The 26,602-nt window shown below is 65.3% G+C and carries 19 protein-coding genes; 14 read left to right on the forward strand and 5 right to left on the reverse strand.

Annotated features, from left to right (window positions below; translation table 11 throughout):
* Nucleotides 1-183 precede the first annotated feature (183 nt).
* The 11 genes from murG (at nt 184) to ligA (ending at nt 15,954) form a co-directional block, all read left to right on the forward strand.
* Entirely contained in the window at nt 184-1,284 is a 1,101-nt protein-coding gene (gene murG, locus QA645_RS11700) for an undecaprenyldiphospho-muramoylpentapeptide beta-N-acetylglucosaminyltransferase (protein WP_283050322.1), read from the forward strand.
* A gap of 122 nt (nt 1,285-1,406) precedes the next feature.
* Nucleotides 1,407-2,810 carry a UDP-N-acetylmuramate--L-alanine ligase gene (gene murC / locus QA645_RS11705; protein ID WP_283050323.1) on the forward strand — a complete coding sequence of 468 codons (1,404 nt, stop codon included), beginning with the start codon at nt 1,407-1,409 and terminating at the stop codon, nt 2,808-2,810.
* Between the two features lie 245 nt (nt 2,811-3,055).
* Nucleotides 3,056-3,976: a UDP-N-acetylmuramate dehydrogenase gene (murB, locus tag QA645_RS11710; protein WP_283050325.1), complete on the forward strand. Its 921-nt coding sequence runs from the start codon at nt 3,056-3,058 to the stop codon at nt 3,974-3,976.
* A gap of 22 nt (nt 3,977-3,998) precedes the next feature.
* Nucleotides 3,999-4,985, forward strand: a complete 987-nt coding sequence (locus tag QA645_RS11715; protein ID WP_254194969.1) for a D-alanine--D-alanine ligase — start codon at nt 3,999-4,001, stop codon at nt 4,983-4,985.
* Nucleotides 4,986-5,334: 349 nt separating this feature from the next.
* Nucleotides 5,335-6,351 carry a cell division protein FtsQ/DivIB gene (locus tag QA645_RS11720; RefSeq protein WP_283050327.1) on the forward strand — a complete coding sequence of 339 codons (1,017 nt, stop codon included), beginning with the start codon at nt 5,335-5,337 and terminating at the stop codon, nt 6,349-6,351.
* Entirely contained in the window at nt 6,348-7,670 is a 1,323-nt protein-coding gene (ftsA, locus tag QA645_RS11725) for a cell division protein FtsA (RefSeq protein ID WP_254133381.1), read from the forward strand. Before QA645_RS11720 ends, ftsA begins: the two co-directional genes overlap by 4 nt.
* Before the next feature lie 87 nt (nt 7,671-7,757).
* Entirely contained in the window at nt 7,758-9,554 is a 1,797-nt protein-coding gene (gene ftsZ / locus QA645_RS11730) for a cell division protein FtsZ (RefSeq protein WP_254194968.1), read from the forward strand.
* Nucleotides 9,555-9,915: 361 nt separating this feature from the next.
* Nucleotides 9,916-10,878, forward strand: coding sequence for a UDP-3-O-acyl-N-acetylglucosamine deacetylase (gene lpxC, locus QA645_RS11735; RefSeq protein WP_254133379.1), 963 nt, complete (start codon nt 9,916-9,918; stop codon nt 10,876-10,878).
* 244 nt (nt 10,879-11,122) lie between these two features.
* Nucleotides 11,123-12,010, forward strand: a complete 888-nt coding sequence (locus QA645_RS11740) for an outer membrane protein assembly factor BamD (protein WP_254133378.1) — start codon at nt 11,123-11,125, stop codon at nt 12,008-12,010.
* A gap of 26 nt (nt 12,011-12,036) precedes the next feature.
* A complete protein-coding gene (recN, locus tag QA645_RS11745) occupies nt 12,037-13,710 on the forward strand; it encodes a DNA repair protein RecN (protein ID WP_283050330.1) in 1,674 nt (557 codons plus the stop codon).
* 96 nt (nt 13,711-13,806) lie between these two features.
* Complete coding sequence (gene ligA / locus QA645_RS11750) at nt 13,807-15,954, forward strand: NAD-dependent DNA ligase LigA (RefSeq protein WP_283050332.1); 2,148 nt, start codon at nt 13,807-13,809, stop codon at nt 15,952-15,954.
* Nucleotides 15,955-16,125: 171 nt separating this feature from the next.
* On the opposite strand, the gene QA645_RS11755 is transcribed toward ligA, so the two are convergent.
* Together QA645_RS11755 and QA645_RS11760 are read right to left on the reverse strand one after the other, a co-directional pair.
* Nucleotides 16,126-17,406 carry a multidrug effflux MFS transporter gene (locus tag QA645_RS11755; RefSeq protein WP_283050334.1) on the reverse strand — a complete coding sequence of 427 codons (1,281 nt, stop codon included), beginning with the start codon at nt 17,404-17,406 and terminating at the stop codon, nt 16,126-16,128.
* A 225-nt stretch (nt 17,407-17,631) separates the two neighbouring features.
* The gene (locus QA645_RS11760; protein WP_283050336.1) at nt 17,632-19,461 is read right to left on the reverse strand and encodes an aminopeptidase P family protein; all 1,830 of its coding nucleotides are present in this window, start codon (nt 19,459-19,461) and stop codon (nt 17,632-17,634) included.
* Between the two features lie 184 nt (nt 19,462-19,645).
* Between QA645_RS11760 and QA645_RS11765 the strand changes: the two genes are divergently transcribed.
* Entirely contained in the window at nt 19,646-19,828 is a 183-nt protein-coding gene (locus QA645_RS11765; protein ID WP_254194963.1) for a hypothetical protein, read from the forward strand.
* Between the two features lie 151 nt (nt 19,829-19,979).
* On the opposite strand, the gene QA645_RS11770 is transcribed toward QA645_RS11765, so the two are convergent.
* Nucleotides 19,980-20,867, reverse strand: coding sequence for a 50S ribosomal protein L11 methyltransferase (locus tag QA645_RS11770; RefSeq protein WP_283050338.1), 888 nt, complete (start codon nt 20,865-20,867; stop codon nt 19,980-19,982).
* A 156-nt stretch (nt 20,868-21,023) separates the two neighbouring features.
* Between QA645_RS11770 and QA645_RS11775 the strand changes: the two genes are divergently transcribed.
* On the forward strand, nt 21,024-21,188 hold the full coding sequence (locus tag QA645_RS11775; RefSeq protein WP_187435185.1) for a Flp family type IVb pilin: 165 nt from the start codon (nt 21,024-21,026) through the stop codon (nt 21,186-21,188).
* 287 nt (nt 21,189-21,475) lie between these two features.
* On the opposite strand, the gene QA645_RS11780 is transcribed toward QA645_RS11775, so the two are convergent.
* Nucleotides 21,476-23,086 (reverse strand): NAD(P)/FAD-dependent oxidoreductase, encoded by a 1,611-nt coding sequence (locus QA645_RS11780; RefSeq protein ID WP_283050340.1) that lies wholly within the window; start codon nt 23,084-23,086, stop codon nt 21,476-21,478.
* A 171-nt stretch (nt 23,087-23,257) separates the two neighbouring features.
* Here QA645_RS11780 and QA645_RS11785 point away from each other — a divergent pair, with 171 nt between their 5' ends.
* Complete coding sequence (locus tag QA645_RS11785; protein ID WP_283050342.1) at nt 23,258-25,540, forward strand: fused MFS/spermidine synthase; 2,283 nt, start codon at nt 23,258-23,260, stop codon at nt 25,538-25,540.
* A gap of 6 nt (nt 25,541-25,546) precedes the next feature.
* Here the strand turns inward: QA645_RS11785 and QA645_RS11790 are convergent, their stop codons facing one another.
* The gene (locus QA645_RS11790) at nt 25,547-26,470 is read right to left on the reverse strand and encodes a glycerophosphodiester phosphodiesterase (RefSeq protein WP_283050344.1); all 924 of its coding nucleotides are present in this window, start codon (nt 26,468-26,470) and stop codon (nt 25,547-25,549) included.
* Between the last annotated feature and the right edge of the window lie 132 nt (nt 26,471-26,602).

Consider the following 26,602-nt stretch of genomic DNA (forward strand, 5'->3'; position numbering starts at 1 on the left):
CCCGCGCAACGGCGAAGCCGTTGCCGCTGGAGGAGCCGCGCTCTGCGCGGCGTCTCGAAGGGCGAGGCCACCGGCCGGGCCTTCATCCTTCGAGACGCGCGTTCCGCGCTCCTCGGGATGAGGGTTTGAGATACGGCTTGCTGCGCTCGTAATGACGAGAAAGACCTTGTAAAAGGCCTCTCCATGGACAATTCCCCCTTGATTCTTCTCGCCGCGGGCGGCACCGGCGGCCATCTGTTTCCGGCCGAGGCGCTTGGCGTCGAGCTGATCCGGCGCGGCTTTCGCGTGCGCCTCGTCACCGATGAGCGCGCGCTGCGCTATAGCGGGCTGTTCACCAAGGACATGATCGACGTCGTCGCGAGCGAGACCGCACGCGGCCGCAACCCGATCCAGCTCGCTCATGCCGGCCTCACGCTCGCCACCGGCACGCTGTCCGCTTACCGCCTGATCAAGCGATTGAAGCCCGCTGCCGTCATCGGCTTCGGCGGCTATCCGACATTGCCGCCGCTGGTCGCGGCAAAGTTCGCCGGCGTGCCCGGCATCATCCACGAAGCCAACGCGGTGCTCGGCCGCGCCAACCGGTTTCTCGCAAGCCGTGTGCGCGCCATCGCGACGTCGCTGCCGGGCGTGCTCGACCGCGATCCGGCGCTGGCGGCCAAGACCACGACGGTGGGCACGCCGATGCGGCCGGGGGTGCTCGCGGCTGCGGCCGTGCCATATGCCGCACCCGAGGTGAACGGCCCGCTGCGCCTGCTCGTCGTCGGCGGCAGCCAGGGCGCGCGCATCATGGCCGACGTCGTGCCGGGCGCGATCGAGCGGCTCGAGCCCGCGCTGTGGGGCCGGCTCATTCTCACCCAGCAGGTCCGCGACGAGGACATGACCCGGGTGCGTGCGGTCTACGACAAGCTCAAGATCAATGCCGAGCTCGCGCCGTTCTTCGCGGATCTGCCGGCGCGGCTTGCCTCCAACCATCTGGTGGTGTCGCGCTCCGGCGCGGGCACCGTCGCCGAGCTCGCCGCGATCGGCCGGCCGTCGATCCTGGTGCCGCTGCCGGGCGCGATCGACCAGGATCAGTTCGCCAATGCCGGCGTGCTGGCCAAGGTTGATGGCGCCATCCGTATCCCGCAGACCGAGTTCACCTCTGATCGCCTCGCCGCCGAGATCTCGGGTTTTGCCGCCGAGCCGGCGCGTCTTGGCGCCATGGCCGCGGCGGCGAAGGGGGCAGGCCGGCTCGATGCCGCCGAGCGGCTGGCCGATCTGGTGGTCAAAGTCGCGGGAATCTGACGCGAAAAAGCCCTTGTCTTGGCCTTCCAAAGCGGGGCATCCAGTAAGAACGGCGCGGCTGATTTGGCCGTGACTTTCGCCAGATGCCGCCTGTTCAAGGCGGCGAGGTCAGGGAAGAGAGCATGAGACTGCCGCGCGAGATCGGACCCATCCACTTCGTCGGGATCGGCGGGATCGGCATGAGCGGCATCGCCGAGGTGCTGGTCAATCTCGGCTATGTCGTGCAGGGTTCGGACGCCTCCGACAATTACAATCTCGACCGCCTGCGCAAGAAGGGCGCAAAAGTCTCGGTCGGCCACAAGGCCGAGAATGTCGACGGGGCCGAGGTCGTCGTCGTCTCCACCGCGATCAAGCGCGACAATCCGGAACTGATGGCGGCGCGCGAACGGCGCATTCCCGTGGTGCGTCGCGCCGAGATGCTGGCCGAATTGATGCGGCTGAAGAGCTGCGTCGCGATTGCCGGCACCCACGGCAAGACCACGACGACCACGATGGTGGCAACGCTGCTCGACGCAGGCGGTCTCGATCCGACCGTGATCAACGGCGGCATCATCAACGCCTATGGTTCCAACGCGCGGCTAGGGGCCGGCGACTGGATGGTGGTGGAGGCCGACGAGAGCGACGGCACGTTCCTGAAGCTGCCGACCGATGTCGCGATCGTCACCAATGTCGATCCTGAACATCTCGATCATTTCAAGACGTTTGACGCCGTGCAGGACGCCTTTCGCCATTTCATCGAGAACCTGCCGTTCTACGGCTTTGCCGTGATGTGCATCGATCATCCCGTCGTGCAGACCCTCGTCGGCAAGATCGAGGATCGTCGCATCATCACCTACGGCGAGAATCCGCAGGCCGACGCGCGCTTGCTCGACCTGACGCCGACGGGAGGCGGATCGAAGTTCAAGGTCGCGTTCCGCGATCGCAAGACGGGCGCCGTGCACGAGATCTCCGACCTGATGCTGCCGATGCCGGGCCGTCACAACGCCTCCAACGCGACGGCTGCGATCGCGGTCGCGCGCGAGCTTGGCGTATCCGATGAAGATATCCGCAAGGCGATCGCCGGCTTCGGCGGCGTCAAGCGCCGCTTCACCAAGACCGGCGAGTGGAACGGCGTCACCGTGATCGACGATTACGGCCATCATCCGGTCGAGATCGCGGCGGTGCTGAAGGCGGCGCGGGAATCCACCAATGGCAAGATCGTCGCCGTGGTGCAGCCGCATCGCTACACCCGCCTGCAATCGCTGTTCGAGGAATTTTGCACCTGCTTCAACGATGCCGATGCAGTGGTCGTCGCCGACGTCTATGCCGCGGGCGAGACGCCGATCGACGGCATCGATCGCGATCATTTCGTCGCGGGCCTGCGCGCTCACGGCCACCGCGAGGTGATCCCGCTGCCGGCAGCCACCGATCTCGCCGGCATCGTGAAGGGAATTGCCAAGTCAGGCGATCTCGTCGTGTGTCTCGGCGCCGGCAACATCACGCAATGGGCGTACGCACTGCCGGACCAACTGAAGGCGCTGGGGTAGGGCGAGCGGATGTCGAGCCATCGTCGACCACCGCTCGTGTGGCCACCCCTCTCCCTAACCCTCCCCCGCAAGGGGGGAGGGAACCCATCCGCCGGTGCCTTCCTAACTCCATCAAAGGATCAGAGTGCAGCTGCGATGTCAGGTGAGGCGAGCATGCTGGTTAGGCTCCCTCCCCCCTTGCGGGGGAGGGCTGGGGAGAGGGGTAAGCCCCGAGCGCTGGCCAACAACGTCATGGTCGGTGCGGCATGAGCTTTCCCGACATCACGCCCTCGCTCAAAGCCGCGATGCCGCAGTTGCGCGGGCGGCTGCTTGCCAATCAGTCGCTGGCCGAGCTCACCTGGTTTCGCGTCGGCGGTCCGGCGCAGGTGCTGTTCACACCGGCGGACGAGGATGATCTCGCTTACTTCCTTGCGCATCTCGCCAGCGACATCCCGGTCTATGTCGTCGGCGTCGGCTCCAACCTGATCGTACGCGACGGCGGCATTGCCGGCGTGGTGATCCGGCTGGCGCCGCGCGCTTTCGGTGAGGCGACCGCGAACGGTGACGTCGTCATCGCGGGTGCGGCTGCGCTCGACAAGCGCGTCGCGGAAGTCGCGGCCGGCGCCAATATCGGCGGGCTCGAATTCTATTTCGGCATTCCCGGCACGATCGGCGGCGCGCTGCGCATGAACGCGGGCGCCAATGGCGGCGAGACCAAGGACGTGCTGATCGAGGCGCGCGGCGTCGGCCGCGACGGCACGAAGCACATCTTCGCCAACGCCGACATGAAATTCGTCTACCGCAACAGCGGCGTCGATCCCTCCATCATCTTCACGTCGGCCCGCTTTCGTGGCGAGATCCGGGATGTCGAGGCCATCCGCGCGCGGATGGCCGACGTGCAAAGCCATCGCGAGACGGCGCAGCCGATCCGCGAGAAGACCGGCGGGTCGACCTTCAAGAATCCGCCCGGCCATTCCGCCTGGAAGCTGGTCGATGCCGCCGGCTGCCGGGGCTTGCGCGTCGGTGGTGCGCAAGTGTCGGAGATGCACTGCAACTTCCTGATCAACACCGGCGATGCCACCGCGCACGACATCGAGACGCTGGGCGAGACCGTCCGCGAACGCGTCAAGGCGAATTCCGGAATCGAGCTGCACTGGGAAATCAAGCGGATTGGAACTCCCGGCTAATTTGGAGAGGCGACGAGAGACTATGCGCATCACCATCCTCTTCGGCGGCTCCAACCGCGAACGTCTGGTTTCCGTCGCGTCAGCCCAGGCGCTGCACCAGGCGCTCCCCGAGGCCGATCTCTGGTGGTGGGACGTCGAGGACAACGTTCACACCGTCCAGTCGAAGCAGTTGCTCGAACATTCCCGGCCCTTCGAGGACGAGTTCAAGCCTGGTACGCGCGGCATTCCGCTGGCGCAGGCGCTCGACAAGGCCAAGGCGGAAGACCGCGTCCTCGTACTCAGCTTGCATGGCGGCGGCGCCGAGAATGGCGAATTGCAGGTGATGTGCGAAGCGCGCGGCGTGCCGTTCACCGGCTCCGGTTCGGCCTCCTCGCATCTCGCCTTCGACAAGATCGCGGCCAAGCGCTTTGCCGCGCTCGGTGGCGTGACACCGCCCGAGGGCATCGCGCTCGAGAATATCGATGAGGCCTTCGCCGAATATGGAAGGCTGATCGCAAAGCCGGCGCGCGATGGATCGAGCTATGGCCTGATCTTCGTCAACGCCAAGCAGGATCTCGTCGCCGTCCGCAATGCGGCCAGGCACGAAGAATATGTGATCGAGCCCTACATCGCCGGCGTCGAGGCGACCTGCGGCGTGCTGGAGCGCATCGACGGCTCGCTCATCTCGCTGCCGCCGATCGAGATCATCCCAGGTGAGGGCAATTTCGACTACGCAGCAAAGTACCTGCTGTCGACGACCCAGGAGATCTGCCCGGGCCGCTTCACCGCAGAGGTCACCGCCGCGCTCAAGAGCCAGGCGATGCTCGCGCATCGTGCGATGTCCTGCGCCGGCTATTCCCGCTCCGACTTCATCGTCTCGGAGAAGGGGCTGATCTATCTCGAAACCAACACGCTGCCCGGGCTGACCAAGTCCTCGCTCTACCCCAAGGCGCTGAAAGCCGAGGGCATCGCGTTTGCCGACTTCCTCCGCGACCTGATCGAGCTGGCGGTGCGGCGGGTGCGGAAATAATTAGGATTGGTTAACGGCCGAGAGGGCGAAAACGGCCGTTTTGGTGCCCAAAGCCGGTAAAATGCCGGAGATCGTGGCATAACTGCCTCACCGAGCTGGGCAAAAAGCATTCTTCGTTAACGAACTTTACCTTTTGTTTACCAGGAAGTCCGAAGGTTAACGCTGGCGGCGCATATGGCGTTTTGGCTGCCGGCGCGTGAGCTGTTTCGGATTGTCCCCGACCGGCGAACGCTTTGAAGGGGAGCGGTTTCTTCAGCCGAAGACCAGTTACCCGGCCCGGCAAGTTCGAGACGTCATGTTCGCCAGGACCCGCGCGGTGTCGTGGGCAAACTGTTGACGAGCTCGTGCAATGGATGGTGCAGGAAGCCTCTCCCGGTCGTTTTTGAGATCGCTGAGGCCCCAAGCTGATCTGAAGGCGGCCGCTATCGGAGCGGTCGTGCTTCTGCGCGAGTGGGTACAGGACAAGCGCGCCGAGAAGCGCGCCGCTGCCAAGCAAAAAATCAAGGCCAAGGCGGTCGTCGAACGCGAGCCGCCGCCGCATCTGATCGCGGTCGTCGAGCGCTATCTGCCGCGCCGGGTCGGGATCAGCATGACCGTGCTGCTGCTGATCGGCAGCTGCGGCCTCGGCATCGTCAAGGGCGGCCATCTCCAGGATTTCGTTACCGCCGTCAGCGACGCGCGCAACGCCATGGCCAATTCGGCCGGCTTCCGCATCACTTCGGTCGTGATCAACGGCCGCAAGCAGCTCAGCCAGGACGAGATCCTCGCGATCGGCGGCGTCAGCGGCCGCTCCTCGCTGCTGTTCCTCGATGCCGACGACGTCCGCGACAAGCTCAAGGCCAATCCCTGGATCGCGGATGCGACCGTGCTGAAGCTCTATCCGGGCCAGCTCATGATCGAGATCACCGAGCGCAAGGCGTTCGCGCTGTGGCAGGAGGCCGGCCGGCTCTCCGTCATCGCCGACGACGGTGCGCTGCTCGAACCCTATGTCTCGCGCCGGTTCCTGTCGCTGCCGCTCGTGGTCGGCAAGGGCGCCGACACGCAGGCCCGCGACTTCCTCGCGCTGCTCGCCCGCTATCCGCAGGTGAACTCGGTGACGAAGGCCGCGATCTATGTCGGCGAGCGGCGCTGGAACCTGAGGCTGAAGGACGGCCTCGACATCCGTCTGCCCGAGCAGGACGTCGGCAACGCGCTCGCCGCGCTCTCCAAGCTCGACAAGGACGACAGGCTGTTCTCGAAGGATATCGTCGCGATCGACATGCGCCTGCCCGACCGTCTGGTGGTGCAGCTGTCCGATGACGCCGCCAAGGCGCGCGAGGATCTGTTCAAGGACAAGAAGAAAAAGAAGGCCGGGGACGCCGCATGACCGGTCTTGATCGCACCCAGACGCCGAAGATGCGCCCGATGCCGCACAAGCGCGCCGGTCTCGTCGCCTGCCTCGACATCGGCACCAGCAAGATCGCCTGCATGATCGCCCGGCTGAAGCCGTCGGCGCCGAGCGAGGCCCTGCGCGACCGTACTCATGCGGTGGAGCTGATCGGTTACAGCCAGATCCAGTCGCGCGGCATGAAGGCCGGCGCGGTGGTCGATCTCGCCGAATGCGAGCAGGCGGTGCGCCAGGCCGTCGGGCTTGCCGAGAAGATGGCCAAGGTTCGGGTCGAGTCCGTTTTGCTGTCGGTCTCCGGCGGCCGGCTCGCGGGCCAGCTGGTCGAAGCCGCAGCCGATATCCGCGGCGGTGCGGTGACGCCGGCCGATGTCAGCCGCGTCACCTCCACCGGCATGCGCCACGCCACCGGCGAGGGCCGCACCGTGCTGCACGCGCTGCCGGTCGGCTACACGCTCGACGGCGTCAAGGGCATCCGCGATCCCCGCGGCATGGTCGCGCATCAATTCGGCGTCGACATGAACGTCGTCACCTGCGACGCCACCGTGGCGCGGAACCTGATGCTGGCGGTGGAACGCTGCCATCTCAACGTCGAAGCCATGGCGGCGAGCCCCTATGTGGCCGGCCTGTCGGTGCTGACCGACGACGAGGCCGATCTCGGCGCGGCCGTGGTCGAGATGGGCGCGGGCACCACCACCATCGCGGTCTATTCCGGCGGCCGCTTCGTGCACGCGGCCGGTTTTGCGGTCGGTGGGCAACATATCACGATGGATCTCGCGCGCGGACTCTCGGCGACCATTGCCGATGCCGAGCGAATCAAGACGTTATACGGCACCGTCATCACCGGCGGATCGGACTCGCGTGAGCTGATGTCTGTACCGACAGCCGGTGACGATCAGGATCTGCCGCAGATCGTTTCGCGCGCCACCATCGCCAACATCGTCAAGCATCGTGCCGAGGAAGTCTTCGAAATGGTTCGGGACAAGCTGAAGGATTCGCCCTTCGCGGCGGAGCCCAAGGGCCGTGTCGTGCTCTCCGGCGGCGCCTCGCAGCTCACCGGCCTCGTCGAGCTCGGAACCCAGATTCTCGGCCGGCCCGTGCGGGTCGGACGTCCGCTCGGTTTTGGCCGGCTGCCCAACGAGGCGAAGAACGCCGCGTTCGCGGTGCCGGCCGGACTTCTCGTCTACCCGCAATATGTTCACCACGAACATGTCGAACCGCGGCATACGCGGCAGCAGGTCAGGACAGGAACGGGCGGTTATTTCGGAAAGGTCGGGCGATGGCTACGCGAGGGCTTTTGATGACCGCTTTCCCCAATTGTCGATTTTCACCAACTCCCGCGGCCGCAGGCCGGGGCGAACCCACGCGCGCGTGATCGAGAGGCAAACATGACCATCAGCATCAACGTTCCTGATATTCACGAGTTGAAGCCCCGCATCACCGTGTTCGGCGTCGGCGGCGCCGGCGGCAACGCCGTCAACAACATGATCACGGCCGGCCTCCAGGGCGTCGACTTCGTGGTCGCCAACACCGATGCGCAGGCGCTGACAATGTCGAAGGCGCAGCGCATCGTGCAGATGGGCACCGCGGTGACGCAAGGCCTCGGCGCCGGCTCGCAGCCGAACGTCGGCGCTGCCGCCGCGGAAGAAGTCATCGACGAGCTGCGCGATCATCTCTCGGGCGCCAACATGGTGTTCGTCACGGCGGGCATGGGCGGCGGCACCGGCACCGGCGCTGCTCCGGTCATCGCCAAGACCGCGCGCGACATGGGCATCCTCACCGTCGGCGTCGTGACCAAGCCGTTCCACTTCGAGGGCGGCCGCCGCATGCGCACCGCCGAAGCCGGCATCAACGAGCTTCACAAGGTCGTCGACACGCTGCTGATCATCCCGAACCAGAACCTGTTCCGGGTTGCCAACGAGAAGACCACGTTTGCCGACGCCTTCGCGATGGCCGACCAGGTGCTCTACTCGGGCGTGGCCTGCATCACCGACCTGATGGTCAAGGAAGGCCTGATCAACCTCGACTTCGCCGACGTCCGCGCCGTCATGCGCGAGATGGGCAAGGCGATGATGGGCACCGGCGAAGCCTCCGGTGACAAGCGCGCGCTCACCGCCGCTGAAGCCGCGATCGCCAACCCGCTGATCGACGACTCCTCGATGAAGGGCGCCAAGGGCCTCCTCATCTCCATCACCGGCGGCAAGGACCTCACCCTGTTCGAGGTCGACGAAGCCGCGACCCGCATCCGCGAGGAAGTCGATCAGGACGCCAACATCATCGTCGGCGCCACCTTCGACGAAGCGCTCGATGGCCTGATCCGCGTCTCGGTCGTCGCCACCGGCATCGAGCAGGCCGCGATTGCCCGCAACACCCAGGGCACCAGCGCTCCGGTCGCAAACGCCGCGCCGCAGCAGCTGCAGCAGGCTCCCGCTGTCCCGGCTGCCGCTGCCGAGAGCCGTCTCGCCGACCTGACCGCGCGCCTACGTGCCGACAACCAGCGTCTGGCCGAGCGCGCCCAGAAGCTGGAATCGCAGATCCCTGCCGCACCCGCCGCTGCCGCGCCTGTCGCACAGCGTCCCAATGTCGAGCGTGCGGCGCTTGCCGCCATCGCCGCTGCCGTGTCCGAAGTTCCGTCGGCGCCCGCGCCGCAGACCTATGGCGACGTCACCGTGCGCCCGATCGCGCAGAAGCCCACGCTGTTTCCGGAGCCCGAGCAAGCGCCGGTTGGCATGCATGAGCCGATGACGCCGGAAACCTTCATCCCGCCGCAGGCCGAGCGTGCTCCGGCCCGCGCCCCGCGCATGCCGCGCCTCGAGGAACTGCCGATGCCGGCCCAGGCCGAGCTGCGTCAGGCCCGTGGCGAGGTGGAAGAGGAAACGCCGCAGAAGACCCGTCTGTCGCTGCTGCAGCGCCTCGCCAATGTCGGCCTCGGCCGGCGCGACGAGGAGACCGAGGCCCCGATCGCCGCCCGGACCGCCGGTCCCGCCATGCCGGCGCTGCCCGATCGCAAGCCGCAGCGGACGGTGCAGCAGCAGATCGCCGCCAGCGAACCGGTGTCGGAATACGCCCGCCGGCCCGCGCCGCAGGGACTCGACGCCCATGGCCGCCCCGCACCTGTTGCGCCGGCGCCACAGGGAGACGACCATCTTGATATCCCGGCCTTCCTGCGCCGGCAGGCGACCTGAGATTTGTTACAATAAGGCAGATGCAGAAAGGCCCCGGCGGGAAGCTTGCCGGGGCCTTTCCTTTGGTCCCGTGCATATCCGGATTACGCGTTCAAGCAACTGATTTTAAATCATTAATTACCTGTTCGGTGCTTCAGTAAAGCTGCCGATAACGGCCCGAAACTCCGGCGCAATTTGGTTAAGCCTTGGCGCGAATACGGCAGGTTTGGGGTAACAATCGGTAAAAAAGCGTGAGTTGGCGCTGTTTGAGGCAGTGACTATGGTTCGGTGTGACTTGGGGATACGGAGATTCGGACGGTCGATCTCGATCGATCAGTCGGGTCTAGTATAAGTCGCAGTGGTCGTAGTGGGGCGGTTCCTGATGAAATTTAGCCGGCAAACAACGCTTCGTGCGCAAGCCACCGTGGCAGGCGTGGGCGTTCATTCCGGTCTTCCCGTCACCCTTACGCTTGGACCTGCACCCGTCGATGCAGGTCTTATTTTTGTCCGCACCGGACTTGAGGGAAGTGACCGCGAGATCCAGGCGACCGCCGAGCAGGTGGTTGCAACCGATTTCGCGACCGTCCTCGGCGACCGCAATGGTCCGCTGATCTCCACCGCCGAGCATGTGCTTGCTGCGCTGCGGGGCATGGGCGTCGACAACGCCATCATCGAAGTCGATGGTCCGGAAGTACCGATCATGGACGGCAGCGCCGCGGCCTTCATCGCGGCGATCGATCAGGCCGGTATCGTCAACCAGCCGGCGCAGCGCCGGTTCATCCAGGTTTTGAAGCCGATCTCGGTCAAGATCGGCGATTCCTTCGGCGAGATCCGGCCCTACGCCAACGGCTTCCGCGCCGAGGTCGAGATCGACTTCACCAATCCCGTCATCGGCCAGCAGAGCTACGGCTTCGACGTGAGCCCCGAGCGCTTCCGCCGCGAAGTCGGCCGTGCCCGGACCTTCGGTCTGATGGGCGACGTCGCCAGGCTCTGGAGCGCGGGCTATGCGCTCGGCGCCTCCTTCGAAAATACCATCGTGTTCGACGAGGAGCGGCTGCTCAACACAGAGGGGCTGCGCTACGCCGACGAATGCGCCCGTCACAAGGTTCTTGACGTGATCGGCGATCTCGCTCTGGCCGGCCTGCCGCTGCTTGGTGCTTATCGCTCGGTGCGTGGCGGTCACAAGCTCAACCACGCCGTCCTGACCGCACTGCTCGCCGACCGTAGCGCCTGGCGGGTGGTCGAGGGCGAGGCGGCCCGCCGCACCACGCGTGGCGTTGTCGAGGTCGGCAGCGGTATCGTTGGCGGCCGGATCGCCGCGGCCTACGGGCCGGACGTGTCCTGAACGGCTGTTGCGGCACGCGCGAAGCGGCATTTTTATCGGGGAAACTCCTGGTAACCATGATCGACTAGGATTGCGGCGTTTTCGCCTTAATCCGGGCGGAATGCCTGCCTATCCGATGGGTTAACAATCGTTTTTCGGTTACACCGACGTGGTCGCATGGCAGGCACCACGGACACATTTCGCGCCCGTGACGGGGATCACGGGCTGGCGGGCACCGCATCACAGGGCGTCAGGTCTCAAATTCATGTCGGCACAGCGTATGACGCGCGGATATCTCTTGGTTTCACCGCGAGCCCGTGGGCTGCTTCAGGCTGCGACTCTGTTCCTGCTCGCATTGCCGCTGGCCGGTTGCGGCACCGGCTCGCTCTGGGACAAGTTCACCGCCAAGGACGATACCTTCGTCGAGGAGCCTGCCGACAAGATCTACAATGAGGGCTTGTACCTCATGAACGAAAAGAAGGACATGAAGGCGGCGAACAAGAAGTTCGAAGAGGTCGACCGCCAGCATCCCTATTCCGACTGGGCGCGCAAATCGCTGCTGATGTCGGCCTACGCGTCCTACCAGGGCGGCGACTATGACAGCTGCATCGGCGCTGCCACCCGCTACGTCACCCTGCATCCCGGCAGCCCGGATGCGGCTTACGCGCAATACCTGATCGCGGCCTCGCATTACGACCAGATTCCGGACATCAACCGTGACCAGGGCCGCACCGAGAAGGCGATCGCCTCGCTGGAAGAGGTGGTGCGCAAATATCCGACGTCCGAATATGCGACCTCCGCCAAGGCCAAGATCGAGGGTGCACGCGACCAACTCGCCGGCAAGGAAATGGCCGTCGGCCGTTACTACATGGGCAAGCGCGACTACACCGCCGCGATCAACCGCTACAAGGCCGTGGTGACGCAGTATCAGACCACGCGTCACGTCGAGGAGGCGCTCTACCGCCTCACCGAGTCCTACATGGCGATCGGCATTGTCGGCGAGGCCCAGACCGCCGCCGCCGTGCTCGGGCACAATTTTCCCGACAGCCGGTGGTACAAGGACGCCTATAATCTTGTAAAATCCGGCGGTCTCGAGCCGAGCGAGAATCAAGGGTCCTGGATCAGCCGGACCTTCAAGGGGATTGGCCTCTAAAGGTCTCGGCTAGGAAATCTGGTTCCATGCTGGCGCGTCTGTCGATCCGTGACATCGTCCTGATCGAACGGCTCGATATCGAATTCGCCACCGGACTTGCGGTTTTGACCGGCGAGACCGGTGCGGGCAAATCCATCCTGCTCGATGCATTTGCACTGGCGCTCGGTGGCCGCGGCGACGCCGGCCTCGTGCGCCATGGCGCGGAGCAGGGGCAGGTCACCGCCGTCTTCGATATCCCGAAGAATCACCCCGCGACGAAAATTCTGGCTGAGAACGGGCTCGACGACACCGGCGAAATGATTCTCCGCCGCGTCCAGCTCGCCGACGGTCGCACCCGCGCCTTCATCAACGACCAGGCGATCAGCGTGCAGACGCTGAAGGCGGTCGGCGCAGCGTTGGTCGAGATCCACGGCCAACATGACGAGCGCGCGCTGGTCGATGCCGCCACCCATCGCCGCCTGCTCGATGCCTTTGCCGGCCTCGAAAAGGATGTCGCAGCCGTCGAAGCGCTCTGGGATGCGCGCCGCACCGCCAACACCGAGCTGGAAGAGCATCGCGCCGGCATGGAGCGGGCCGCGCGTGAGGCCGACTATCTGCGCCACGCCTCCGACGAGCTGAAGCAGCTCGCACCGAAGGACGGCGAGGAGACCTCGCTCGCCTCGCGCCGTACCACCATGATGCAGGGCGAGAAGATCGCCTCCGATCTGCGCGAGGCGCAGGAGGTCGTCGGCGGTCATAATTCGCCGGTCGCGGCGCTGTCGGCCGCGGTACGCAGGCTGGAACGCCGTGGCGTCAATTCGCCGGCGCTGGTCGAGCCCGCGGTGAGGGCGATCGACATCGCGATCAATGCGCTCGAGGAGGCCGATCAGCATCTCCAGGCGGCCTTGGCTGCGACCGACTTCGATCCGGCCGAGCTCGAACGCATCGAGGAGCGGTTGTTCGCCTTGCGCGCCGCCTCGCGTAAATATTCGACGCCGGTCGATGGCCTGGCCGCACTTGCCGCCAGATATGCCGCCGACGTCGTGCTGATCGATGCCGGTGCCTCGCGCCTGAAGAAGCTGGAGCAGGCCGCGATCGAGGCCGATGCACGTTATGCGGCGGCTGCGCAAAAGCTCTCCGCGGCGCGGCAGAAATCGGCCGAGAAGCTCAACAAGGCCGTCAATGCCGAGCTCGCCCCGCTCAAGCTCGAACGCGCGAAATTCATGACGCAAGTCGCCACCGACGAGGCCGCACCGGGCCCGCAAGGCTTCGATCGCGTCGAGTTCTGGGTGCAGACCAATCCAGGCACCAAGGCGGGGCCGATGATGAAGGTCGCCTCCGGCGGCGAGCTGTCGCGCTTCCTGCTGGCGCTCAAGGTCGTGCTGTCCGACCGTGGCTCGGCGCCGACGCTGGTCTTCGACGAGATCGACACGGGTGTTGGTGGCGCTGTCGCGGACGCCATCGGAGGGCGCCTGGCGCGGCTCGCCGGCAAGGTGCAGGTGATGGCCGTGACCCACGCTCCGCAGGTCGCCGCCCGCGCCGGCCAGCATCTCTTGATCTCCAAGGATGCGATGGACAAGGGCAAGCGCGTCGCCACCCGCGTCAACGCGCTGGCCGCCGACCACCGCCGTGAGGAAATTGCCCGCATGCTCGCCGGCGCCGAGATCACGGCGGAGGCGAGGGCGGCTGCCGACCGGCTGCTCAAGGCGGCGACGGCCTAGACCTCGTGTCCCGGGCGCGGTGCGTCGCGCAGCATCCGGGGAAACAAGTCCCGACCTGCCTTTACCCTCCCGCCCGCTCCGTCGTATCCAAGCACCATGGCAAGAGCAGCAAAATCGAAACCGCTTCGCGACGTTGCCGACCTCACCAAGGCGCAGGCCAAGGTCGAGCATATGCGGCTGTCGCTCGAGATCGAGGGACACAACGAGCGCTACTATCAGGACGACGCGCCGACGGTGACCGACGCCGAATACGACGCCCTGCGTCACCGCCTCGATGCGATCGAAAAACGCTTTCCGGAATTCGTCAGTAGGGACTCGCCCTCACAGAAAGTCGGTGCGGCGCCGTCCGGGCGTTTCAGGAAGGTGCGGCACTCTGTTCCGATGCTGTCGCTCGATAACGCCTTTGCCGACGAGGACGTGCGCGACTTCGTCGGCCGCATCGTGCGCTTCCTCAAGCTCGACGACGACAAGATCAATTTCTCGGCCGAGCCGAAGATCGACGGCCTGTCGATGTCGCTGCGCTACGAGGGCGGCGAACTCGTCACGGCGGCGACGCGCGGCGACGGTGCGGAAGGCGAGGACGTCACCGCCAACATCCGCACGCTCGAGGACGTGCCGCAGAAGCTCAAGGGCCGCAACATCCCTGATATCTGCGAGGTGCGCGGCGAGGTCTATATGACCAAGAAGGCGTTCCTCGCGCTCAACGAACGGCAGAAGGCGGCCGGCGACACCGTTTTCGCCAATCCGCGCAACTCGGCTGCAGGCTCGTTGCGTCAGAAGGATCCGACCATCACCGCATCGCGTCCGCTCGGCTTCTTCGCCTATGCCTGGGGCGAGATGAGCGCGATGCCCGAGGATACGCAGAGCAGCATGATCCACTGGTTCGAGCGCTGCGGCTTCAAGACCAATCCCTTGACGAAACTCTGTCACTCCGTCGAGGAGCTGATCGCGTTCCACCAGAGTATCGAGGAAGAACGCGCAGAGCTCGACTATGATATCGACGGCGTCGTCTACAAGGTTGACCGCATCGACTGGCAGGAGCGGCTCGGTTTCGTCTCGCGCACGCCGCGTTGGGGCATCGCGCACAAATTCCCGGCCGAGCGCGCCCTGACGGTGCTCCGCGATATCGAGATCCAGGTCGGCCGCACCGGCTCGTTCACACCAGTCGGCAAGCTCGAGCCGATCGGCGTCGGCGGCGTGATCGTGCAGAATGTCACGCTGCACAACGGGGACTACATCAAGGGTATCGGCAACAAGGGCGAGGTGCTGCGCGAGGGGCGCGATATCAGGATCGGCGATACCGTCGTGGTCCAGCGCGCCGGCGACGTGATCCCGCAGATCGTCGACGTCGTCCTCGACAAGCGGCCGAAGAGCGCCAAGGAATTCGCCTTCCCGAAGAAGTGCCCGTGCCCGCTGCATACCGATGTCGTGCGCGGGGAGACGGCCGCTGGTGAGGAGGAATCACGCGCCCGCTGCACCGGCGAATTCGCCTGCCCCTATCAGAAGATCGAGCATCTCAAGCTGTTCGTGTCGCGGCGCGCCTTCGACATTGATGGCCTCGGCGAGAAGCAGCTTCAGTATTTCTTCGACGAAGGATGGGTCAGGGAGCCCGCCGACATCTTCACGCTGGAGAAGCGCAATTCGAAGCTCAAGCTCGAGGAGATCGAGGGTTACGGCGCGACCTCGGTGCGCAATCTGTTCGGTGCGATCGAGAGCCGGCGCAAAATCGCGCTGGAGCGCTTCGTCTATGCGCTCGGCATGCGGCATGTCGGCGAAACCACGGCGCTTGCGCTGGCGCGCGGCTACGGCTCCTGGGATGCCTTCCACGATGCCTGCCTCAAGGTCGCCAAGGGCGACGAAGAGGCGATGGCGGAGATGGACGCGCTCGACCAGATCGGCGACACCGTGATCAAGAGCATCGCCGATTATTTCGGCGAGAGCCACAATCGCGGCATTGTCGAGCGGCTGACCAAGGAGGTCGAGATCGTCGATGCCGAGAAGCCGAAGAGCAACTCCGCCGTCGCCGGCAAGACGGTGGTGTTCACGGGCTCGCTGGAGAAGATGACACGCGACGAGGCCAAGGCGACCGCGGAGCGATTGGGCGCCAAGGTCTCGGGCTCGGTGTCGAAGAAGACCGATCTCGTCGTCGCCGGTCCCGGCGCGGGCTCGAAGCTCGCGGACGCCAATAAGCACGGCGTCAAGGTGCTGACGGAGGACGAGTGGCTGACGCTGATCGGGGAGTGAGGGGCGTTCGCGCCTCTTGCTCTTCTGTCATCGCCCGGCTTGACCGGGCGATCCAGTATTCCAGAGACGTACGTTGGAGATCTCGCTGCTGCTACTGATGCAGCGGCGTACTGGATGCCCCGGTCAAGCCGGGGCATGACAGCGAGGTTGGGGCGCTGCTGTGGGCGTCCCTCACATCATCCCCGTCTCTTCCTCTTCCGCCTGCTCGATCAATTCCTCGCTCACCACCAATTCGCGGCGTGGGACGACGAAGATCATCATGCAGGCGCAGAGCAGCGAGATGGCGAGGACGGCCGATGTCAGCGGCAGCGTCGTTGCGGAGTGGCCGCCGAGATAGGCGCCGAATTGCGACATCAAGGCACCGATGCCCTGCTGCAGGAAGCCCATCGCGCCTGACGCGGTGCCGGCGGCTTCCGGGCGGATGCTGATGGCGCCGGCCGCGGAATTCGCCATCACGAAGGCATTGCCGACCATCACGATCATCTGCGTGCCGAACAGCCAGGCCGGTGCTTCGTTCCAGCCGGTAAAGCTCCAGAGCAGGTTCAACAGGCTGCCGCAGAGTTGCAGGCCGAGTCCGAACCAGATCAGCTTCTCCAGCGAGTGCCGCGGCGCAAAGCGCACGCAGAGCAGATTGCCGACCAGATACGCAAATCCGGTCGTTGCGAACCACGCGCCGTATTCGGCGCTGGTCCGCCCCATCTGCGTCACCACGATGTAGGGGCCGCCACCGGCGAAAGTGAAGATGATTTGCGAGGCCAGCACCTGGCACATCACATAGCCGATGAAGGCACGGCTCTTGATCAGAGTGCCGACATCGCTGCGAAAGCCGCCGCTGCCGACCGCGCGGTCGCGGCGCGTCTCGGGTAACGCGATCGCGATGCCGATTGCGACGGCGATCGCGGCGAAGGTGACGGCGTAGAAGATCGCGCGCCAGCCGAACGCGGTCTCGATCAGGCCGCCGGTGAGCGGCGAGACCATCTGGCCGATCATCAGGGCGGCGACCACGAGGCTGATCATGGAGGCCACGCGGTCCCGCTGGTAGATGTCGCGGATGATGGCGCGGCTCACCACCATGCCGGAGGCGCCGCCCAGGGCCTGGAAGAAGCGCGCTGCAATCAGTTGCGGCAGGGTTTCGGCGAAGATGCAGGCAACGCTCGCCGCCACCATCAACGCGAGGCCGCCGAGCAGCACGGGGCGCCGGCCGAACTTGTCCGACAGCGGTCCCATGATCAGCTGCGACAGCGCGATGCCGACCATGTAGAGCGACACCGTCATCTGCGCGATCGAGATGTCGCGGCCGAAATTCGTCGCCAGCACGGGCAGTGCTGGAACCAGGATGTAGAGCGAGATCGGCGCGATCCCGGTCATGACGACAAGCAGCAGCAACACCACGCGCGAGGTCGCGATGTTTGTCGTCGCCGCGTCCTGCGGCCTGCTGATCATGCCGTGCATGCGTGTCCGTCTCTCGAAGTCGAATCGGACTGTAGCGTGCTCGCACAAGACGGATATTGGCGTTTCGGAATGCGGCCATACCGATTCCGGGACTGTTATAATAACAGTGCGCAGGAAGCCGTCGTTTTACGGAGAAGCGTGGCGAGGAATGCACCAAGTCAGCCGCGATCGCAGGCAAAAGCGGCTGAGCCTTGCGCAAACCGCGTAGTGCTATGCGGGCACCGTCTAGGCCTTCAGCTCCGCCGTGGCCTGGTCGAGCCACGTCTTTGTCGCCTCATCCAGCGCCGGTCCCACTTCAGCGCGGACGCGCGCGTGGTAGGCGTTGAGCCAGGCGAGCTCTTCCTTGCTCAGCATCGCTGCGTCGATGAGCCGGCGATCGATCGGCGCCAGCGTCAGCGTCTCGAACGCATTCATCGATTTCTCGGCACCCTTGATGTCGGCGGCGACCACCAGGTCGAGGTTCTCGATGCGGATGCCGAAGCCGTCAGTCTTGTAGTAACCCGGCTCGTTGGAGAGGATCATGCCGCGCTTCAGCGGCGTGGTGCCGAGTTTCGAGATCCGTGCCGGGCCTTCGTGCACGCTGAGATAGCTGCCGACGCCGTGGCCGGTGCCGTGCTCGAAATCGACGCCGGCGGCCCAGAGATATTGCCGGGCCAGCGTGTCGAGTTGCGCGCCGGTGGTGCCGTCAGGGAAGATGGCGCGCGCGATCGCGATATGTCCGCGCAGCACGCGGGTGAAGCGGTCGCGCATCTCCTCCGTCGGCTCGCCCACGGCCATGGTGCGGGTGACGTCGGTGGTGCCGTCTTCATATTGCGCGCCGGAATCGATCAGCAGCAGGTCGCCGGGGGCGATCCGCCGGTTGCTCTTGCGGGTGACGCGGTAGTGCACGATGGCGCCGTTCGGGCCGGTGCCGGAAATGGTTGGGAACGACACGTCCTTGAGTGCGCCGGTGTCGCGGCGGAAGGTCTCCAGCGCCTCGACCGCGTCGATCTCGGTGAGCTTGCCGCTTCCTGCCTCGCGATCGATGAAGGCGAGGAAGCGCGCCAGCGCAATCGCGTCGCGGCGATGCGCCGTCTGCGTGCCCCTGATCTCGGTCGCGTTCTTCACCGCTTTGAGCAGCGCAATCGGATCGCTGCCGCGCAGCGGCTTGCCGCCGCCGTTCGTGATCAACCGGCTCAGCGCGTCGGCCGCGGTGGCGTTGTCGAGCGCGATCGCAGCGCCGCTTTTGGCGAGCGCCATCAGCGTCGGCGTCAGTGCATCGGGCTCGCGCACGTCGGCCGATTGCTCGAGATGGTCGCGCGTCAGGTTGGAGAGCTTGCGGTGGTCGATGAACACGGTGGGCCGGCCGACCTTGGGCACCAGCGCGTAGGACAGCGGCAGCGGCGTATGCGCGACGTCGGCGCCGCGGATGTTGAAGGTCCAGGCGACCGCATGGCTGTCCGACAGCACCAGCGCGTCGGCGCCAAGCTTGTCGATCTCGCTCTTGATCTGCGCCACCTTCTCGGCCTCGGCGACCCCGGCATATTGCAGGCCGTGGATCGCGACCGGCGCGATCGGCGGCTGCGGCCGATCCTGCCACACCGCGTCGATGGGATTGCTGTCGACCGCGACCAGTTCGGCGCCGGCCTTGGCGCAGGCCGCTGAGAGGCGCTCGGCTGCCGCAAAAGTGTGCAGCCACGGATCAAATCCTAGGCGGTCGCCGGATTTGAGGTGCGCCGAGACCCAGCTCTCCGGCGGCGGATCGATCAGCGATTCCACCGCCCAGGCCTTGGCGTCGACCTGTTTGGCCGCCTGGATCGTGTAGCGGCCGTCGACGAACAATGCAGCTTGCTGGGTCAGCACCACGGCCAGCCCGGCCGAGCCGGTAAAGCCGGTGAGCCAGGCGAGCCGCTCTTCGGAGGGGGCCACATATTCATTCTGCTGCTGATCGGCACGCGGAATGACAAAGCCGGTCAGCTTGCGACGGGCGAGTTCTTCACGGAGTGCGGAAAGCCGCGCCGTCAATGCGACGCCGGCCTCGGGCTCCTCGAATGTCTGGAAGTGCGCTTCGAACATGGCTCAGTTTAGGATTATGGAGATCAGTCCGCAATGTAGACGCATTTGCCATTTCATCTGGCATGGACTGTGCTTGAAAAGGTTCCATTCGAACTGAGTGGAGTAAGGATGCAGCAGTTGCGCTTCGTCCGGATAACAGGGAAATTCGAGCAAGTGGTTCATCTCAACGGCGAGGGGACACACGATGCCAGCGTTCACGTTTGAGAAGATTTCGCCGCCGGTGCGCCGCGCACCCGCAGCAACGACACCGAAGAAGCCGCGCGGCCTCATCAGCCAGATGATTGATCGTGTCGCCGAGCGTCGCGCGAGGCGGGCGTTGCAGAGCCAGCCCGCAATGCGTCGGGACGAAAAGCCGGCGGCGGAGTAGGACGGCATCAATGGTGCCGTAGGGTGGGCAAAGGCGCAACGCGCCGTGCCCATGATCTATCTCGGATTCACGGATGAAAGTGGTGGGCACGCTTCCGCCGTCGCTCTTCGGGCCATGGCGGGCAAGTCGCTTTGCCCGGCCGAGATCTCGCTCAATCGAGCTTCCGCAGCAACAGGCTGCTCCATCCCTCGATGCGCAGATGCCGCAACGGCACCAGGCCGCGCGCGCGGTAGGCGGCAATCACGGCGGGGGCCTGGTGGGTTAACAGGCCCGAGAGAATCACCCGGCCCCCGGGCGCGAGATGTCGCGTCATCGGGCCTGCCAATTGGCGTAACGGATTGGCAAGGATGTTGGCCAGCACCAGGTCGAACGGGCCGCTTTTGGCAAAGTCCGGCGCAGCGAAGCCGGTCGCCCGGATCACCCGCACCTGGTTGCCGACCTCGTTCAGGGTCGCGTTCTCGGCCGCGACCCGCACGGAAGGCGCGTCGATGTCGGAGGCCAGCACTGCGCGATGCAGCGCCTTCGCCGCCGCGATCCCCAGCACGCCGGTTCCGGTGCCGAGGTCGAGCACGCGCTTCGGCCGCGCATGTTTCAGGACATGGTCAAGCAGAAGTAAACAGCCACGCGTGGTGCCGTGGTGGCCGGTTCCGAAGGCGAGCGCCGCCTCGATCTCGATCGCGAGCTTGTTTGGGGCCACGCGGTCGCGGTCGTGGCTGCCATGGACGACGAAGCGTCCGGCCGGTACGGGGACGAGGTCTTCGAGGCTCGCCTTGACCCAGTCCTTGGCCTCGATCGTGTCGAAGGCAAGCGTTGCGGCGATGTCATTTCCTGCTGAAGTTGCAACGAGTTCGCGGAGCAATTCCTGATCCGGCGCCTCGGCAAAATGGAGCGTGACGTCCCATTGTCCGTCCGGCCGTTCGAAGGCGGCGACGGCGGCATCGCCCTCGAAAAAGAGCTCCGTGAGGACGTCGACGACACGCCTGGCGGCAGCCTCGTTGCCGATCGAAAAACTCGCGCGATGGGTGGGTAAAGGCTGCATTCTGGAGTTCCGTCGAGTTTAATTTTTGGAACTTTTGTTCCCAATTTTCCGTATAACTTGCAGTTCCCAAGTTAACTAGACCGCAGGTTGTCTCCCGTAGATTTCCGGATGTTGGAACCAACCAGCACACCCTGAAATGGAAATGGAGGCGAAGTCTTGAAGCGCATGGTTTCGAAGTTCTGGTCCGATGAGTCCGGTGCAACCGCGATCGAATACGGCCTGATCGCGGCCGGTATCGCGCTGGCGATCATCACCGTGGTGAACAGCCTGGGCACCACCATGAACGACAAGTTCGGTTCGATTAGCAGCTCCTTGAAGTAATTTCTGCCTCCCATTTCCCAGCGGGGGCTAGTTTCTTCATAGACGGCTTATTTGACGAGCGCCCGCTGGGGGAATTGCCCTCTGGCGGGCGAAGTCGTTTTGGCAGCACGTTTCACAGCACTCCCCAGCTTGTCCCCCATGAATCAAGTCGCAATCCACCGGCTTCTACGCGGCTTATCAACCCCTTCTCCACAGCTTCATCCGGACTTGCACCAACCCATCACGCCGCCCTTGCACGGCTTCTCCACAGCTCTGCCAACAGGCCTGTCCACAGCCCGTCCACAGACCTATCCAAGGCTTGCAAACAGGCCGCGGTGATCTCGCAAGATCGCCTGTGCCGCGTTGTGGCCGGGCGCGCCGGTGACGCCGCCGCCGGGATGGGCACCGGAGCCGCAATGATAGAGGCCCTTCAACGGCCCGCGATAATCGGCATGGCCCAGCATGGGCCGGGCCGAGAACAGCTGGTTCAACGACAGTGCACCGTGGAAGATGTCGCCGCCGAGTAGCCCGAACTGCCGTTCGAGATCGAGCGGGGAGAGGATCTGGCGGCCGAGCACGCTGGCCGCAAAGCCGGGCGCGTAGCTGTCCACCGTCGCTATCATGAGGTCGGCGACTTCGTCGCGGTGGTCGTCCCAGGATTTGCCGTCGGGCAGCTCGGGCGCAACGTGCTGGCAAAACAGACTCGCAACGTGCTGCCCCGCAGGCGCCAGCGTGTCGTCGAGCGTCGAGGGGATCAGCATCTCGACGATCGGTTTTTGGCTCCAGCCCTGCGCCCGCGCATCGAGATAGGCGCGGTCCATATAGCCGAGGCTCGGCGCCAGGATGATGCCGGAGGTGAGGTGATCGCCGTCGCCTGGCAGCGCGGTGAACGAGGGCAGGCGGTCCAGTGCCACGTTCATGCGGAAGGTGCCGGAGCCGTTCTTCCAGTGGCGGATGCGGGTGAGGAAATCCGCGGGCAGGGCATCGGCCGCGATCAGCCGCGTGTAGAGCAGTTTTGGATTGACGTTGGCCGCGACGTATTTTGCGCGAATGGTCGAGCCGTTCTCCAGCACCACGCCGACGGCGCGGTCGCGCTCGACGATCACCTCGCGCACGCCGGCATCAAGGTCGATCGTGACGCCGCGAGCCCGCGCAGCGCGCGCCATCGCTTGCGTGATCGCGCCCATGCCGCCGATGGCGTGACCCCAGACGCCTTTCTTGCCGTTCACCTCGCCGAAGGCGTGATGCAGCATCACATAGGCCGAGCCGGCGGCGTAGGGACTCGCGTAATTCCCGACGATGGCATCGAAGCCGAACAGGGCCTTGACCAGATCGTGCTCGAATCGCTCGTCCAGCATCTCGCCGGCCGAGCGGGTGAAGAGATCGAGCAGGCTGCGGCTCTGCTCCAGCGTCAGACCGCGCAGGATGTTGGCCGTCGTCAACGCATTCGCCGCCTCGCGGATCGCGCCAATGCCGAAACTGCCGAGCAGGTTCGGCGGCGCGCGCAGCACGAACTGCCGCAACACGTCGGCGATGTCTTCCAGCTCGCGCGAGAACCCGTCGAGCGCATCCGCATCGTGCACGCTGAGCCGCGCGATGGATGCCTTGGTCCGACCCTCGCCGGTGAGGAGATAGTTGCCGTCGGGTGCCGGCAGAAAATTCTGCGCGCGCCGCTCGACCACGCGCAGGCCCTGCTCGGCGAGGTCGAGATCGCTGATAACCTGCGGGTTGAGCAGGCTCACGGTGTAGGCCGCGACCGAGTTGCGGAAGCCCGGATGAAACTCCTCCGTGACCGCGGCACCGCCGACCACCTTGCGGCGCTCGACGACATGCACGCGCAAGCCCGCCATTGCGAGATAGGCCGCGCAGGTGAGGCCATTATGGCCAGCGCCGATGATGACGACGTCGGTTTCGGTCATGATAGCTCGAGCTGTTCCATTGAGGATGGTCCGTCGGACCTGATCCGAAATGACACCTGTATATCAAGCATTCCTCCCTGCAACATCACGAGACCATTTATTGCCCGTTCAGGCGCGGTGTGCTCCATTGCGCGCACCCGGCGCCCGCCGGGGGAATTGGCCGGAGCTCCCATGGATTCGATCGTGCAACCCGCCGCCACGGAGCAGCCGTCCTCGTCGCGCAACCGGTTGCTGCTGACGGTCTACACCGCCGCGATCTTCGTCAGCGCGCTCCTGCTGTTCTCGGTGCAGCCGCTGTTCACGAAAATGGTGCTGCCGCGGCTCGGCGGCTCGCCGGCCGTGTGGTCGGTGGCGATGGTGTTCTTCCAGTCGCTGCTGCTGGCGGGCTACGCCTATGCGCATCTCCTCATGCAGATCAAGAGCCGCGTGGTCCCGGTCGTGGTGCATCTGGTGCTGCTGATCGCGGCCTTCGTCACGCTGCCGCTCGGCATCGCCAGTGCCTATGGCGAGCCCCCAAGCGCCGGCTACGCGTTCTGGCTGCTCGGCCTGTTCGTGATGTCGATTGGGCTGCCGTTCTTCGCGCTTGCCGCCAACAACCCGCTGCTGCAGGCCTGGTTCGTCCGCACCGGCCATCCTGATGGCCGCGATCCCTATTTCCTTTATGCCTCCTCCAACATCGGCAGTTTCCTCGCGCTGTTGTCCTATCCGTTCCTGCTGGAGCCGATCTTCACGCTGCACACGCAGAACCGGCTCTGGACCGGCGGCTATGGCCTCTTGATCCTGCTGATCGCCGCCTGCGGCGTGTTGTTGCTGCGCTCGCCAAAGCTGGCTGTAGCCGATGTGCAAGCGGAAGAAGCCGATGCGCCGGCGCCGACGCTGGTGACGCGGCTGCGCTGGATCTTCCTCGCCGCGGTGCCGTCCGGCCTGCTGATCGCGGTCACCGCGCATATCTCCACCGACGTCGCAGCGGCGCCGCTGCTGTGGGTGCTGCCGCTGTCGCTGTACCTCTTGACCTGGGTCGTGGTGTTCCAGTCGCGGCCGCTGCTGCCGCACAAATGGATGCTGATGCTTCAGCCGGTCGCGATCGCAGGCGTCATCTTCCTGCTCGCCTTCGGCGGCGAGCAGAATTTGCTGCTCACGCTCGGCGGACATCAATTGTGCTTCTTCGTCATCGCCATGGCTTGTCACGGCGAACTGGCGCGGACCCGGCCCGCAGCCAGATATCTCACCGGCTTCTATGTCGCGCTGTCGTTCGGCGGCATGGTCGGCGGCCTCTTTGCCGGCCTCGTCGCGCCCTTCACCTTCTCCTGGATCGCCGAGTATCCGATCCTGGTCGCGCTCGCCGCGCTGTGCCGGCCGTCGGCCAACGAGCGACTTGCGGGCATCGTGAGATGGTACTGGCTGGCGCTTGCCGTGCTCGCGGCGGCGCTCGTTGCACCGTCTTACATGACGGGCGATGTCTCGACCTGGTTCGAGGATCACCGCGTCTGGCTCGCTGGGGCCGTCGGTGTGCTCGCAGCGCTTCTGGCGCTGGCGCTCAACGCCGATCGCTGGAAGATCTTTGCCACCGTCGCGCTGGCGCTGGCCTTGACGCGAATCTATCCGGCCGACGAGGGCCGCGTCACGACGGTGCGCAGCTTCTTCGGCGTGCACAAGATCGTGGTGACGCCGGGCGGTTATTTCCATGTGCTGATGCACGGCACCACGATTCACGGCGCCGAGCGCTTCCTCAACAATGACGGCACGCCGGTCACCGGCCGGCCCGAGCCGATCACCTATTATCACAAGGACGGCGGCATCGGTCAGGCCATCACCGCGATCCGCGAGCGCAAGGGCGCGCCGCTGAAGGTCGCGGCGATCGGCGTCGGATCGGGCACGCTGGCCTGCGCTGCCGAGCCAAGCGAGGACTGGAAATTCTTCGAGATCGACCAGTCGATGGTGGATGCCGCGCGCGATCCCAAGAATTTCCGCTACATCTCGAGCTGCCAGCCGAACTTCAAGCCGGTGATCGGGGATGCGCGGCTCACCTTCGCACGGGAGCCCGACGGCGTCTACGACCTCATCATCGTCGATGCCTATTCGTCGGATGCGATCCCGATTCATCTGGCGACCGAAGAGGCGATGAAGATCTACAAGGACAAGCTCGCCCCGCACGGTGCCGTGGTGATGCACGTGTCCAACCGGCATCTCGATCTCGAGCCCGTCGTGGTCGGAATTGCAGATGCAAACGATCTCAAGAGCTGGGTCTACGACGAGGATTCGGGTCGCGACGCCGACTACATCTTCTCGACCGATGTCGTCATCTCCGCGCGCGAGGCGGATGACGTCGGCAAGCTCGCCTCCTCCAAGCAGTGGGAGGAGACCGACGCGGACGAGAAGGTGCGGGTCTGGACCGACGACTATTCCAACATCCTCGGCGCGCTGTATCGGCGTTTGCGCTACGGCGAGCAGTAGCGGTTCCTACGGCTGGACTGGCGTCCCCGGCGGCAGCGCAAGTCCCTTCTCACCGGCGACCTGTCGCAACAGGTCAGGCCGATCCGAGATGATGCCGTCGACGCCGATCTCGATCATCCGCGCCATGTCGTCGGGCTTGTTGGCGGTCCAGACCACGACGCGCAACCCCAGCGTATGGGCTTCGGTGACAAGCGCCGCGGTGACGTCGCCGAAATAGGGCGACCACACCGCGCCGCCCGCGGCCTTGATCGTGCGCGGCAGCGAGCCGCCGTGATCGGCCGGGCTGTAGCCCGCCGTCCAGCTGGTGGCCTTGTCGAGCGCGATGGTCGGTGCCGAGCCGCGCTGCAGCGTCAGATACACGGTCGGAATTGTCGGGGCCTGCTGCTGGACCAGCAGCAGCGTCCGCCAGTCGAACGACTGGATCATGACGCGGTCGGAAAATTTCTCGGCCGCGATCACTCCGAGCAGCTTTGCGACGAAGGCCTGCGGCTCCAGCGATTGATCCGGATGATCCGGATCGATCTTGGTCTCGATATTGAAGCGCACGCGCTCGTTGCCGGATTTGCGCACCAGCGCGAACAGCTCCTTGAGCGTCGGAATGCGGGTTCCCGGCACCGCGTGCTGGTCGGGAAACTGTTTTGCGTAGGCGCTATCGGGCCGGATCTGGCCAACGTCGTAGGTCCTGACATCGGCGAACCGAAGCTTCACGAAAGGCGTGCCGGGCGCCGCGACGTAGGCGCCGTTGGCGTCGCGCGCGAGATCGGGATTGAGCCCGCGTTCATGCGACACGACGACCTCGCCGTCGGCGGTCACTCCAACGTCGAGCTCCAGCGTGTCCACGCCCATCGAGAGCGCATTGGCAAAGGCCGGCAGGGTGTTTTCCGGCATCAGCGCCCGCCCGCCGCGATGCGCCTCGAGGTCGAAGGCCATGGCTTTTCCTGCACCGAGAAGACAGATCGTGCCGAGGAGTAGCGCAAGACGGAATGACATCATGAACCGCGCCGGGCAAGAGGGATGGCGGCTACCGCCGCAAGGCCGGATCGATCAATAATCGGCATCGGC

The sequence above is a fragment of the Bradyrhizobium sp. CIAT3101 genome, assembly GCF_029714945.1.
Classification (GTDB): domain Bacteria; phylum Pseudomonadota; class Alphaproteobacteria; order Rhizobiales; family Xanthobacteraceae; genus Bradyrhizobium.

Excerpts from the sequence above, each read along its gene's own strand:
- murG (WP_283050322.1), top strand. The coding sequence starts at position 184 with ATGGACAATTCCCCCTTGATTCTTCTCGCCGCGGGCGGCACCGGCGGC.
- murC (WP_283050323.1), top strand. The coding sequence starts at position 1,407 with ATGAGACTGCCGCGCGAGATCGGACCCATCCACTTCGTCGGGATCGGC.
- murB (WP_283050325.1), top strand. The coding sequence starts at position 3,056 with ATGAGCTTTCCCGACATCACGCCCTCGCTCAAAGCCGCGATGCCGCAG.
- QA645_RS11715 (WP_254194969.1), top strand. The coding sequence starts at position 3,999 with ATGCGCATCACCATCCTCTTCGGCGGCTCCAACCGCGAACGTCTGGTT.
- QA645_RS11720 (WP_283050327.1), top strand. The coding sequence starts at position 5,335 with ATGGATGGTGCAGGAAGCCTCTCCCGGTCGTTTTTGAGATCGCTGAGG.
- ftsA (WP_254133381.1), top strand. The coding sequence starts at position 6,348 with ATGACCGGTCTTGATCGCACCCAGACGCCGAAGATGCGCCCGATGCCG.
- ftsZ (WP_254194968.1), top strand. The coding sequence starts at position 7,758 with ATGACCATCAGCATCAACGTTCCTGATATTCACGAGTTGAAGCCCCGC.
- lpxC (WP_254133379.1), top strand. The coding sequence starts at position 9,916 with ATGAAATTTAGCCGGCAAACAACGCTTCGTGCGCAAGCCACCGTGGCA.
- QA645_RS11740 (WP_254133378.1), top strand. The coding sequence starts at position 11,123 with ATGTCGGCACAGCGTATGACGCGCGGATATCTCTTGGTTTCACCGCGA.
- recN (WP_283050330.1), top strand. The coding sequence starts at position 12,037 with ATGCTGGCGCGTCTGTCGATCCGTGACATCGTCCTGATCGAACGGCTC.
- ligA (WP_283050332.1), top strand. The coding sequence starts at position 13,807 with ATGGCAAGAGCAGCAAAATCGAAACCGCTTCGCGACGTTGCCGACCTC.
- QA645_RS11755 (WP_283050334.1), bottom strand. The coding sequence starts at position 17,406 with ATGCACGGCATGATCAGCAGGCCGCAGGACGCGGCGACGACAAACATC.
- QA645_RS11760 (WP_283050336.1), bottom strand. The coding sequence starts at position 19,461 with ATGTTCGAAGCGCACTTCCAGACATTCGAGGAGCCCGAGGCCGGCGTC.
- QA645_RS11765 (WP_254194963.1), top strand. The coding sequence starts at position 19,646 with ATGCCAGCGTTCACGTTTGAGAAGATTTCGCCGCCGGTGCGCCGCGCA.
- QA645_RS11770 (WP_283050338.1), bottom strand. The coding sequence starts at position 20,867 with ATGCAGCCTTTACCCACCCATCGCGCGAGTTTTTCGATCGGCAACGAG.
- QA645_RS11780 (WP_283050340.1), bottom strand. The coding sequence starts at position 23,086 with ATGACCGAAACCGACGTCGTCATCATCGGCGCTGGCCATAATGGCCTC.
- QA645_RS11785 (WP_283050342.1), top strand. The coding sequence starts at position 23,258 with ATGGATTCGATCGTGCAACCCGCCGCCACGGAGCAGCCGTCCTCGTCG.
- QA645_RS11790 (WP_283050344.1), bottom strand. The coding sequence starts at position 26,470 with ATGGCCTTCGACCTCGAGGCGCATCGCGGCGGGCGGGCGCTGATGCCG.